The following is a 12809-nucleotide window of genomic DNA, read 5'->3' on the forward strand; positions in this document are numbered from 1 at the left end:
CCCCGATGCGCCGAGCCCGCCGCGCGGCCGGGGCCGGGGGATAAAGCCACCGGGCACAGGCCGGATGGCCGGAGCCTCATGCCGAGATGTGAGCCCGATTTCCCCAGCCGGCTTCAGCCGGCTTTCCGTTGTCAGCCCGGCGGCTTTAGCCCCGGGCACGTGCTGCGGTGCGGGATCCTCACACGACCCATCTCCGGGCCCGAACCACGCGCTTACGGCTCCTCGCTACCCGGGGTCGCCGGGCCGGAGCGCACGATCCCGGCCTCCCGCAGGCGTTCGAGCTCCTCGTCGGAGATGCCGATCTCGCGCAGGATCTCGTCGGTGTGCTCGGCGAAGAGCGGCGGCACCCGGTGCACGCCCGCCGGCGTCTCACTGAACTTGATCGGGACACCCAGCAGCCGCACCGTCCCCATGGTCGGGTGCTCGCGCTCGACGACCATCTCCCGGTGGCGCACCTGCGGATGCTCCAGCGCCTGGTCGACCCGGTAGATCGGACCGCAGGGGATCCCGGCCTCGTTGAAGATGCGCTCCCACTCGTCCGAGGTCCGCGCCTGTAGCTTCTCGCTGATCAGATCCTCCAGCAGCAGGCGGTTCTCGTGACGCGCACCATTGGTGGCAAAGCGGGGATCGGTGAGCCACTCCTCGGTGCCGAGGATCTCGCACAGCTTCCGCCAGCGCTTGTCCCCGGTCGCCCCCAGCGTGATGTAGCCGTCCTTGGAGCGGAAGACCCCGTACGGCGCGTTGATCGGATGGTGATTTCCGGCCGGCGGCGGGGTGCCGGCGCCGTTGAGGTAGCGGACCGCCTGGAACGACATGAGCCCGACCATGCACTCCAGCAGCGAGGTCTGGATGTGCTGGCCGCGGCCAGTGCGCTCTCGCGCCTGAAGGGCCGCCAGGACCCCGTAGGCGCCGAAGAGGCCGGTCACCAGGTCGGCGATCGGGATGCCGACGCGCACCGGCTCACCCCCCTCGAAGCCGGTGACGCTCATCAGCCCCGAGACGCCCTGGATGATCTGGTCCAGGCCGGGACGGTCCGCGTAGGGGCCGTCGGCCCCGAAGCCGGAGATCGAGCAGTAGATGATGCGCGGGTTGATCGCCGAGACGCGCTCGTAGCCGATGTTGAGGGCGTCCATCACGCCCGGGCGGAAGTTCTCGATCACCACGTCGGCCTCCGCCGCCAGCCGGCGGAAGATCTCCTGCCCCTCCGGGCGCTTGATGTCCAGGGCAAGCGAGCGCTTGTTGCGGTTGGCCGAGAGGAAGAAGGCGCTCTCGCCGTTGAAGAACGGCGGCCCCGACGCCCGGCCGTCCTCACCGCGATCCGGATTCTCGATCTTGATGACGTCGGCACCCAGGTCGCCGAGCCACATGGCGCAGGTCGGCCCCGCCTGGTGCCGCCCCAGGTCCAGCACACGCACTCCCGCCAGCGGCATCGGCTGAGATCGTTCCTGCTCCGGCACGTCAATCTCCTTCCACAGCCACCGTCACGCCCGAAATTGGCCTGGTGTGTTCCCGAGCCCCCGGCCCCGCATAGTCTATACCTGCCGGCGCCGCGTCACGTGCCCGAGGTTGCTTTGCTCGGAACAGACTCGCGTCGAGTCCGCCGGGGGCGCGCGACGCTGCGTAGCACGAGAGGGCAACCGTCGATAACAGTCAGGTGTGGGGAAAACCTGGAGAACCGAGTGAATCGGGCGTACCACGCGTTAGCCCACCCATGATGGAAACATTCGCTTCACTACTTGCGCATGGCTCACTGTACCAGCGGCCGGAGAGAGACGTCAATACCGAGGATATGGTGACGAAACCCCAATCTTGGTGTTCGTCACGCCTCTCAGAGTAGCAAGGCCGCCGGGATCCCCGATTGATGGATGCAGGCCGGACTTGACGCTCGCCAATGATTCCTCTACAGTGACTACAAGCGCGGAACAAATAACGGCGTACGAGCTATCTGACGCTATACCGAACATGTGTTAGCGGCAGCTACCAGCTTGCGCTGTCGCTGCTTGCTCAGTTCCTGTGAGTCGGCCGGGGTATCGAGGAGGTGCGGACCGCCGGAGGTGTCAGTGGTGGGACACCGATTGGGGGGATGCGGAGATGGAACGTGATCGTAAACCGAGCGGGGACGGCTGGAGGTTGCTGGTTGCCGTAGCCCTGATGGCGTCGATTACGCTGGCGGCATGCGGCCCGGCCGCAGGACAGGCCCGTGGCATTCCAGACAACTACCCCGACAAGGCAATCGAGCTTGTCGTCCCATACGCTCCAGGCGGCGGCTCGGACAACATGGCCCGTACCATCACAGCGATTCTCCAACGCGAGGGGATCTTCACCAAGACCATCAACGTGGTGAACCGCGAGGGCGGCAGCGGCACCGTCGGTCAGACATACGTCGCCGGTAAGAAGGGCGACAACTACACGATCATGACGATGACCTCCGGCATCATCACCAACGAGTTCGTGCTCGATACGGACATCACCTACCGAGATTTCACCCCGATCGCGAGGCTGGCGCTCGACCAACTGCTGATCATTGTCCGGAAGGACTCACCGTTCCAGACGATTGAGGATCTGATCAATGCCGCGAAGGCGACGCCGGACGGCGTGAGTTGGGGTGGTACCGGCCTAGGCGGGGAAGACAGCCTGCTGCTGGCGCAGATCGAGAAGGAAGCCGGCGTCCAGCTCAACTACATCAGCTTCGACAGCGGCGGCGAGGTTCAAGCGGCGTTGCTCGGCGGGCACGTCGATGTCGCCTCGGCCAACCCCAACGAGGTGCTCGGGCAGATCGAGGCCGGTGAAATCCGCGCCCTCGCGGTCGCCGGCCCCGAACGGCTTGGCCAGCTCCCTGACGTACCGACCCTGAAGGAGAAGGGCATCAACGCCATCTACGAGCAGACACGCGGGATCCTCGGGCCACCAGACATGGACCCTGCAGCGGTCGAGTTCTGGGCGGAGATCTTCCGCCAGCTCTCCGAATCGGAGGCCTGGCAGACCGAATTCATCGAGGGCAACATGCTGCGCTCAGGATATCTGGGACCTGAGGACTTCCGGAAGGCGATGGACGAAGAGTCCGCAACCGTCAAGGAACTCATCGAGGAGATGGGTCTCGGATCGAATTAGGGGTAGCTCATGCGGCTGGCGGAATACATCGCAGCGATTGCGGTGGCGGCGCTAGGGGTCGCTGCCATCGGCCTCGCGCGCCAACTGCCGTACCGCGCCGAATTCGGCGTCGGCCCCGGGTTCTTCCCGCTGTGGCTGGGCGTGATGCTGGTCATCCTCTCGGCGGTCCTGGTCCGGAACATCTGGCAAGCGGACCGGCAGCCGGCGGCCCCACGTGAGCCGGCAACCGACGAACCGGCCCCGAACCAGATCATCCCGGCAGCCGAGGCCCGCAAGCCGTGGCTGATCTTCCTGGTCAGCACGGCCGCGGTCGTGGTGCTCTTCTCCTACCTCGGGATGGTCATCTCCATGGGGTTGTTCATGCTGGTGACGGTGCGTTGGGTGGCCGGCCGGTCATGGCGGGCGAGTCTCGCGTACGCCGTCCTATCCCCGATCGCGTTCCACATTACCTTCGGCGTCTTGCTCTCAGTGCCGCTCCCAGTGGGGCCGTTCGGTTTCTAAGGACAGAGAGTAGTGCGGCGTGATTGATCTGCTCCAGAATCTGCTCCACGGCTTCGCGGTCGCGCTCACACCCACCAACCTGCTCTTCGCGCTGATCGGTGTGTTCGCCGGGACGGTGATCGGTGCCCTGCCCGGCATCGGCACCGTCGTCGGCGTGTCACTGCTGCTGCCGCTCACGTTCGGCATGGATCCCACCAGTGCCATCATCATGCTGGCCGGCATCTACTACGGCGCCCAGTACGGCGGCACGATCAGTTCCGTGCTGGCCAACATCCCGGGCGAGTCGGCGACCGTCGTGACGACCCTGGACGGGTATCAGATGGCGCGCCAGGGCCGGGCAGCGAAGGCCTTGGGCATCGCGACCATCGGGTCGTTCATCGCCGGGACGTTCGGCGTGGTCATGGTGACCCTGCTCAGCCCGCTCCTGACCCGCATCGCACTCCAGTTCGGCCCTCCCGAGTACTTCGCCCTGATCCTGCTTGGCTTCACCGCGATCTCCGCCATCGGCGGCCGCTCGCCGGTCAAGGGGCTCATCTCGGTGACCGTCGGGCTGCTCCTGGCCACCGTCGGCCTGGACGTCATGTCGGGTCGGCCGCGCTTCACCTTCGGGCAGGACTGGATGCTCGACGGATTCAGCTTCCTGGTCGTGGCCATCGGGCTCTTCGGCATCGGTGAGATCCTCGAAGGGATGATGACGCCGGGCGGGCACCCGGTGATGCAGGCGTCGCCCCACTGGCGTGATGCGCTGCCGTCGGCCGCCGATTGGGTTCGCTCGCGCTGGGCGATCGTACGCGGCACCATCGTCGGGTTCATCGTCGGCATCCTGCCGGGCGCCGGGGCGACGCTGGCGTCGTTCATCGCCTACAGCGTGGAGCGCAAGGCGTCGAAACACGGCTATGAGTTCGGCAAGGGGGCCATCGAGGGCGTCGCCGCGCCCGAGTCCGCCAACAACGCCGCCTCGGCCGCGGCCATGATCCCACTGCTCACCCTGGGCATCCCCGGATCGGGGACGACGGCGGTGCTGCTCGGCGGCTTCCTTCTCTGGGGCCTTCGGCCCGGCCCCCTCCTGTTCACCGAGCACCCGGACTTCGCCTGGGGCCTGATTGCCAGCATGTACATCGGCAACGTCATGCTGGTCCTGCTCAACATCTTCGCCATCCCGCTCTTCGCCAGCGCGCTGCGGGTGTCTTACCCGATCCAGGCGTCCTTCATCGTGATGTTCGCCGTGGTCGGTGCCTATGCGCTGAGCAACAACCCGATCGACGTGCTCTTCGTGGGCGCCTTCGGCCTGCTTGGGTTTATCATGAAGCGGCTCGACTTCCCGGCGGCCGGATTGATCCTGGGGTTGGTTCTCGGCCCGCTGGCGGAGCAGAACCTGCGCCGGTCACTCACGCTCTCGCACGGCGATTGGTCGATCTTCTTCACCCGCCCCATCTCCGGCGCGCTGATGGTCCTGGCCATCACGGCGCTGTTGTGGCCGGTCGTGCGTAGCCAGATCATCGAGCGCTGGCGCGGAGGAGTCGAGCCCGAGCCTGAGCCCGAGGCCGGACTCACTGACGGCGATTAGATCCGGCCGCAGGCTGGCGACGTTCAGCGATTCGTTGGATTGAGTAAGGGGGCAGGTCGTTGTCGGGACCATTCGCAGGCGTGAGAGTCCTGGACCTCTCGCGCATCCTCAGCGGACCCTACTGCACGATGGTGCTCGCCGACTACGGCGCGGAGGTCATCAAGGTCGAGCGCCCCGGCGCCGGCGATGATACGCGGCACTGGGGACCACCCTTCATCGGGGGCGAGAGCGGCTACTTCCTTAGCATCAACCGGAACAAGAAGAGCATCACCGTCGACATGAGCACGCCGGAGGGGCGAGAGATCATCTACCGCCTCGCCCGCACCGCCGACGTGGCCATCGAGAACTTCCGGCCGGGCACGGCCGATCGCCTGGGTATCGGCTACGAGCGGCTGCGCCAGGAGAACCCCAGCATCATTTACTGCTCCATCTCCGGCTTCGGCCAGACCGGTCCCTACCGGGACCGGCCCGGCTACGACGCTCTGGCGCAGGCTATGAGCGGCATGATGGCGATCACCGGTGAGCCGGACGGTCCGCCGATGAAGCACGGGATGTCGATCGCCGACATCGGCGCCGGCATGTGGGCAGTCTTCGCGATCGCCGCCGCGCTCTACCACCGCGAGCGCACCGGCGAAGGCCAGGCGATCGACGTCTCGCTGCTCGACGCCCAGCTCTCCTGGCTGACCTACGCTGCCGGCAACTACTTCGCCTCTGGGAAAAACCCCGGTCGCTACGGCTCTGCCCATCCCAACATCGTCCCGTACCAGCCGTTCGCCACGGCCGACGGCTACATCATGCTGGCCGTGGGCAACGACCGGCTCTGGCAGCAGTTCTGCCAGGCGGCTGGCCGGCCCGAGCTGGCGGACCAGCCCGGCTTCCGGACGAACGCCGAGCGCGTGACGAACCGCGCGGACGTCGTCGCCACCGTCGGCGAGATCATGGCGCAGCGGACGACCGCGGAGTGGATGGAGCTGCTGGAGCGCGCCGGGATACCCGCCGGGCCGATCAACACCGTCGAGCAGATTCTGGACGACCCACACGTCCTCGCCCGGGAGATGGTCGTCACCCTCCAGCATCCGACCGCGGGTGAGATCAAGACCGTGGGGATCCCGGCCAAGCTGTCGGACACGCCGGGAACGGTCCGGTCGGCGCCGCCGCTGCTCGGCCAGCACACGGACGAGATCCTCGCAGAACTCGGCTACGACGCCGCCGCGATTGCCGACCTGCGCGAGCGCGGCATTGTCTAGCCCGCCGGGCCATGGCCGGCTCGGGGAAGGAGCGTGCCGCGTCGCGGTCCCGCCGGGAACACGGCGTTTGCAACGATCTGGGTCACGCGAGAGGACAGGGAGCGATCGACGATGACGACCGACTCCGCAAACGAGATCCTGTTCGAGGTGGATGGCCCGGTCGCGACCATCACGTTCAACCGGCCCGAGGCCATGAACGCGATGACGTGGAACATGTACGACCGGCTGGTCGAGTACTGCGACGCGATCGACGAGGACGACCGCATCCGCGTCGTCCACCTCAGGGGCGCGGGCGATCGCGCCTTCGTCGCGGGCACCGATATCAGCCAGTTCCGCACCTTCGACGACCCGGAGGACGCCATCCAGTACGAGATCCAGACCGACGAAGTCGGGAACCGGCTGGAGCGAGTCCGCAAGCCGGTCATCGCGATCCTGCGGAGCTACTGTGTCGGCGGTGGCGCCGGGCTGGCGTTGGCCGCCGACTTCCGCTACGCCACGCCGGACCTCCGGTTCGGCATCCCGATCGCGCGCACCATCGGCAACTGCCTCTCGATGCGAGGCTACAGCCGCCTCGTGTCGTACGTCGGGCCGATCAAGGCCAAGGAGATGCTCATGCTCGCCCGGCTGCTCAACGCCGAGGAGGCGCTGCAGCTCGGTGTCGTGACCGAGGTGGTTCCGCCTGAGCAGTTGGAGGCACGCGTGGCCGAGGTCACCGAGCGGCTGCTCTCGCTCGCCCCCCGGACGCTGAGCGCGACCAAAGAAGGCATCCGTCGCATCGTCGCGCAGCACGCGCTCGATACCCACGAAGGCGAAGACCTGATCGTCTCGTGCTACATGAGCGAGGACTTCCGCAACGCCGTCCAGGCGTTCGTCGAGCGGCGCAAACCCGTCTGGACCGGCCGGTAGCGCGAAAGGAGCAGTCACCCCATGCCGATTCGCCCCTTCCGCGGCAAGCACCCCGAGATCGACCCCAGCGCCTACGTCGCCGACGGCGCCCAGGTAATCGGCGATGTCACACTCGGCCCGCAGGCGAGCGTCTGGTTCAACGCGGTGCTCCGCGGCGACGCCGACCGGATCGAGATCGGAGCGGGGAGCAACATTCAGGACGGCGTCGTCGTTCACGCCGACCCGGGCTTCCCCTGCCGCGTGGGGCGCGACGTGGTGGTCGGCCACGGTGCCATCCTCCACGGCTGCGAGATCGGTGACGAGTGCCTGATCGGGATGGGGGCGATCATCCTCAACGGCGCCCGGCTGGGACCCGGTTGCGTCGTCGCGGCCGGCGCGCTGGTGCCGGAGGGCAAGGAGTTCCCGCCTCGCTCGCTGCTGATGGGCGTACCGGCCACAGTCAAGCGCAGCGTCAGCGACGAGGACCTGGCCGCCACCCGGGCCGGTGCCGCCCACTATCGGGAGCGTGCCACCCTCTACCGGGCGGAGTTGTGGGACACCGAGGACCGGGGGTGAAGGTCGACACGTTGCGCATAACGCATCATGCATGACGCATGACGCCTCCTACTTGCCACGACAGGAATGGTGCGATAGGCTGATACTATCAGTCTCCAGCGAACCAAGTTGGTCATACGCGCATTCCGCCTGGACCGAGGAGGCGTTACGATGTCGGAGCGTCCCTGGCTCGCGCACTATCCGCCCGGCGTCCCGGCGACGCTGGAGTATCCCGAGGTCACCCTGGATCAGTTCATCGAGCAGTCGGTCGCGAAGCATGCCGACCTGACCGCGCTGCGCTTCGCGACGATCACGATGACCTACCGCGAGTTGTGGGGCCGGGTGCTGCGCTGCGCCGCGGCCCTGGCGGCACTGGGCGTCGGCAAAGGGGACCGGGTCGCGCTCATGCTGCCGAACTGCCCGCAGTACGTCATCGCCTACTTCGGCACCCTGCGGGCGGGCGGGATCGTCGTGCAGGTCAGCCCGCTCAGCACCCCGCGCGAGCTGGTGCACCACCTGACCACGTCGGGAGCGGAGACGATCATCGTGGCCGACATGCTCTACCCGGTGGTGCAGGCGGTGCTGCCCCAGGTGAATCTCACGAACGTGCTGGTGACCCGACTGCGCGGTGAGGTGACCCCGGGACCGGAGGCCCGCGCCTTCGAGGAGGTGCTGATGGGCACGACCGGCGCGCCGCCGGATGTGCAGGTAACGCCCGATGACGTCGCGGTGCTCCAGTACACCGGCGGTACCACCGGCATCGCCAAGGGCGCCATGCTGACGCACCGCAACCTGGTGGTGAACGTGCTGCAGACCGCCGCCACCAACCCCGACTTTCCCAGCGGCGCCGACCTGCGGGTGCTGACGGTCCTGCCCCTCTTCCACGTCTACGGCATGACGGTCTGCATGAACCTGGGGCTGGCTCGCGGCGGAGAGTTGATTCTGGTCCCGCGGTTCGAGCCGGCCGAAGTGCTGGAGACAATCAAGGCGACCCAGCCGACCTCCTTCCCCGGCGTCCCGACGATGTACGTCGCGATCAACAGTGTCCCCAACGCCGAGGAGTACGGCGTCGGCTCGATCCGCTTCTGCAACTCGGGCGGAGCGCCGATGCCGCTCGAGGTGATGGAGTCCTTCGAACGGCGCTTCGGCGCCACGATCATCGAGGGCTACGGGCTGTCCGAAACCTCCCCCGTCACGCACGCCAACCCGGCGACCGGGCTGCGCAAGCCGGGGACGATCGGCATGCCTGTGCCGGACACCGACGCCGAGATCGTCGATGTCGACACCGGCACCCGCGTGCTCCAGCCCGGCGAGGCGGGCGAATTGCGCATCCGTGGGCCGCAGGTGATGGCGGGCTACTGGGGCATGCCGGAGGAGACGGCCGACGCCATGCGCGACGGCTGGTTCTACACCGGCGACATCGCCACCATGGACGAGGACGGCTACTTCACCATCATCGATCGCAAGAAGGACATGATCCTCGCGAGCGGCTGGAACGTCTACCCGCGCGAGATCGAGGAAGTCCTCTACGAGCACCCGGCGGTCTTGGAGGCCGGCGTCATCGGCGTACCCGATCCCTACCGGGGCGAGACGGTGAAGGCTTATGTAGCCCTGAAGCCGGGGGCGAGCGCGACGGCGGAGGAGCTGGAGGCGTACTGCCGCGAGCGCCTCTCGGCCTATAAGGTGCCACGCGCGTTCGAGTTCCGCGACACGCTGCCCAAGAGCGGGGTCGGCAAGGTGCTGCGCCGCGTGCTACTCGAGGAGGAGCGCCAGCGCACGCCGGAGGAGTCCGCCACCAGCGAGTAAGAGCCCCAGAGCGGACGTGATGCACCGGCACACCCGGCGTCGTCACCTGATCGACTGGACAGGTGACAGCGCCGGGCGTGTACGTATACTGCGAACAGATGAGCGATTCCCGGCCGCTTCGTACGGGCTCACCGCCGAGAGGAGATAGCATGGCCCCGAGGATTCGGGTCACGAGCCTGCTGGTTGACGACCAGGAGAAGGCCCACGCGTTCTACACCGAGAAGCTCGGCTTCATCACCAAACAGGACCTCAAGATGGAGCAGGGCTGGTGGCTGACCGTCGCCTCGCCCGACGCGCCGGACGAGGTCGAGCTCTCGCTCGAGCCCAACAACAACCCCGCCCTCGCGGGCGCGGCACAGGCGTACCAGCGGGCGCTGTTCGAGAACGGCATCCCGGCCACCGCCTTCGCCGTCGAAGACATCCATGCGGAGGTCGAGCAGCTCAAGGCCCGGGGCGTGCAGTTCACGATGGAGCCGACCGACGTAGGCCCGGTCATCATCGCGATGCTGGACGACACCTGCGGCAACCTGATCCAGCTCTACCAGGTCACCGCGCAGCAGTAGCCCACGCCGCCCGCAGCAGCGGACGCGCACCAGCATGGTACAGTTGAGACGCCAGGACCGCGGTGGTCCTGGCGTCGGTTCGTCTGAGCAAGGACTTGCCGCTCGTGCGCGACATGGCACCTGCACGTAGGCTCCGCCGCGCTCGTCGCCTCCGGCTCTTGTTCCTCATCCTCCTCGCATTCACCCTCGCCGCGCTGACTGCGTCTTCGGCCCTCGCCCACGGCGAACTGGACATGGCGCGCAGCACACCGGGGCCGGGTTCGATCAATGGCGTATCGCCCGAGACGGTCGACCTGTGGTTCACCGAGCCGCTGGAGGAAGCGCGCTCCTCGATCGAGGTCTACGACGCCGAACGCCAGCGGGTCGACAACGGCGACGTGAGAGTCGACCCGGCCGATCCCCAGCACATGCGCGTCACCCTGCCGCGCCTCCCCGACGGCACCTACACCGTCGCCTGGCGCTCTGCGTCGCAGACCGACGGCCACGTGCTGCAGGGGACATTCGAGTTCCGCGTCGGGCAGGCCCGGCTGCCGGCGGGAGCGGCGGCGACGGACGGTGAGCGCCCAGCGCCACAGGCGGTCGCGCTGCGCTGGCTCACGCTGCTCGGGCTCTCGGTGACCGCCGGGTGGTGGCTGCTCGGCCTCCTCGGCGCGCGGCTCACCGCCCGTTCCCGCCGGTTGGCGCTGACGGGCGCGGCCGTCGCGCTCCTGGCCGACCTGGCCCTGGTCCCGTTGACGGCCTACCTGCCGACTGGAAATCTGCCGCGCCAGTCGCTCAGCGCGGCACTCTCCGTGATGCCCACGCCCTGGCTGGTCCGCGTCGCCCTCGACGCGGCCATTGTGGCGCTGATCGGCCTGCTGGCGCTGCCCGCCCTGCGGCGACGCTGGCGGCCGCTGCTCGGGCTGGGTGGCCTGCTGACGGCTGCCGCGGTGTTGACGCTCACCCTCACCAGCCACTCCGCGGCGCGCGAGTCCTACCGGCCGCTCGCGATCGCGCTCAACGCCGCGCACCTGGAATCGATCGTCTTCTGGATCGGCGGCGTCGTCCACCTGGCGACCACCCCGCGCCTCTGGCGTGAGCAGGGCAACCCGGCGCTCCGCCGCTTTTCCCGCCTGGCGCTGGTGCTGGTGCCGGTCGCCTTCCTCGCCGGTGCCGCCAACGCGGGCGTCCTCCTGCCGCTGAGTCGCCCACCGTGGACCAGCCCCTATGGCCGGGTGCTCCTGTTGAAGACCGGTATCGCGCTCGGGATCCTGGGACTGGCCTGGTTCAACCGGCGGCAGATCCAGATCGGCCTGCAGCGGCTGGTGGCGCTGCTCCGCTCGCTGCGGGGAGAGGCGGCGCTCGGCATGGGCGCGCTGCTCGCGGCGGCGGTGCTGGCCCTCACAGCCCCACCGACGCCTGCCCAGATCGAGCCGCTCCACCTGCGGTTCGACCTCGACGACGGGCGCTACGCCCACCTGTTCATGCCACACCCGGACACCGGGAAGCGCGACCTGACGATCTGGCTCAGCGGGCCGGATGGCACCCCGCTTCCCGACGTCCAGCGCGCCTACGTCACGCTCCGCATGCTGGAGCGTCCGATCGATCCACCGCGGCTGCGCGCCGAGCGCCAGGACGACGGTCGCTGGCTGGTCTCCGGCGCGCCGTTCACCGTGAAGGGCTGGTGGCAGGCCGAAGTGGAGTTCACCGGCGGCGCCCCCGAGCCGGAGGTAGCCACCTTCGCCTTTCTCCTCCCGGACCCGATCTTCGTCGGCCCCGAGCAGCGGAAGGAGAACGACCCGGCCGCCGAGGCGCTCTACCAGGCCGCGATCGACCGCCTCTCCCGCCTCACTTCGATGTCCAGCCTCGAGCGGCTGACGGACGGCTCCGGCAACAGCGTCACCACGCGGTTCGCCTTCGCCGCGCCGAACCGCCTCCGCTACGCCACGGCCGTCGGCGGGGAGTCGATCGCAATCGGGGATACGCAGTACTACCGCGACGGCAACGGAACCTGGACGGCGCAGCCGCGGGCGCGACCCGTCCGCTTCCCGCTGGCCCAGGTGAACTACTACACCAACCCGGAAGGGCTCACCCTCGGCCGGGAGATGGAGATCGACGGCGAGACCTGCCGGGTGGTGAGCTTCTACGCCCCGGCCGACAACACCCGCGGCGAGGTCTGGTACCTCTGGTGGGTCGACGAGGAGACGCACCACATCCGGCAGGAGGCGATGGTCGCCAACCACCACTACATGCTCACCAAGTACACCGACTTCGACGCCCCGGTGACGATCGACGCGCCGGAAGTCGCAAGCCGGTGAGGGGGCATGTTGCGTGTTCCGTGTTCCGTGTTCCGTGTTCCGTGACTCAGCCTGCCGATGACGGGTCTGTGCGTGGCGGCGCGTGCTCGGGGTGGGTGGTGGGAAGGTTCCCACGTTGTGGCGCGTGCCCGGGGCTAAGGCCGCCGGGCTGACCAGGAAAGCCGGCTGAAGCCGGCTGTGGAGTGCGGCGGTCCGAGCCGCCGCTGTGGTATCGCGCGGCCGGAGCCGCGCGCCGGGGGCGGATCCGTGCCGGCGTCGGGGCGCGGGGTCGGGGGCG

Annotated in this window: 10 protein-coding genes; 9 read left to right on the top strand and 1 reads right to left on the bottom strand. The window is 68.2% G+C overall.

Features of this window, described 5'->3' with window-relative positions:
• Positions 1–212: 212 nt before the first annotated feature.
• Complete coding sequence (locus tag IRZ30_RS11295) at positions 213–1457, bottom strand: CoA transferase (protein WP_294085215.1); 1245 nt, start codon at positions 1455–1457, stop codon at positions 213–215.
• Between the two features lie 634 nt (positions 1458–2091).
• Here IRZ30_RS11295 and IRZ30_RS11300 point away from each other — a divergent pair.
• From IRZ30_RS11300 to IRZ30_RS11340, 9 genes are all read left to right on the top strand, one after another.
• A complete protein-coding gene (locus IRZ30_RS11300; protein WP_294085216.1) occupies positions 2092–3111 on the top strand; it encodes a tripartite tricarboxylate transporter substrate binding protein in 1020 nt (339 codons plus the stop codon).
• Positions 3112–3120: 9 nt separating this feature from the next.
• The gene (locus tag IRZ30_RS11305) at positions 3121–3612 is read left to right on the top strand and encodes a tripartite tricarboxylate transporter TctB family protein (RefSeq protein WP_294085217.1); all 492 of its coding nucleotides are present in this window, start codon (positions 3121–3123) and stop codon (positions 3610–3612) included.
• 19 nt (positions 3613–3631) lie between these two features.
• Positions 3632–5179, top strand: coding sequence for a tripartite tricarboxylate transporter permease (locus IRZ30_RS11310; protein WP_294085219.1), 1548 nt, complete (start codon positions 3632–3634; stop codon positions 5177–5179).
• Between the two features lie 80 nt (positions 5180–5259).
• Positions 5260–6426 carry a CoA transferase gene (locus IRZ30_RS11315; RefSeq protein WP_294085221.1) on the top strand — a complete coding sequence of 389 codons (1167 nt, stop codon included), beginning with the start codon at positions 5260–5262 and terminating at the stop codon, positions 6424–6426.
• A gap of 111 nt (positions 6427–6537) precedes the next feature.
• Positions 6538–7332 (top strand): enoyl-CoA hydratase/isomerase family protein, encoded by a 795-nt coding sequence (locus IRZ30_RS11320; RefSeq protein ID WP_294085222.1) that lies wholly within the window; start codon positions 6538–6540, stop codon positions 7330–7332.
• 21 nt (positions 7333–7353) lie between these two features.
• Complete coding sequence (locus IRZ30_RS11325) at positions 7354–7887, top strand: gamma carbonic anhydrase family protein (RefSeq protein ID WP_294085223.1); 534 nt, start codon at positions 7354–7356, stop codon at positions 7885–7887.
• A 150-nt stretch (positions 7888–8037) separates the two neighbouring features.
• A complete protein-coding gene (locus IRZ30_RS11330; protein WP_294085224.1) occupies positions 8038–9672 on the top strand; it encodes a long-chain fatty acid--CoA ligase in 1635 nt (544 codons plus the stop codon).
• A 149-nt stretch (positions 9673–9821) separates the two neighbouring features.
• Positions 9822–10235, top strand: coding sequence for a VOC family protein (locus IRZ30_RS11335; RefSeq protein WP_294085226.1), 414 nt, complete (start codon positions 9822–9824; stop codon positions 10233–10235).
• A gap of 62 nt (positions 10236–10297) precedes the next feature.
• Positions 10298–12532 (top strand): copper resistance protein CopC, encoded by a 2235-nt coding sequence (locus IRZ30_RS11340; protein ID WP_294085228.1) that lies wholly within the window; start codon positions 10298–10300, stop codon positions 12530–12532.
• Positions 12533–12809: the final 277 nt, after the last annotated feature.

Origin of the sequence: Sphaerobacter sp., from assembly GCF_019683595.1 — a bacterium.
GTDB lineage: Bacteria > Chloroflexota > Chloroflexia > Thermomicrobiales > Thermomicrobiaceae > Sphaerobacter.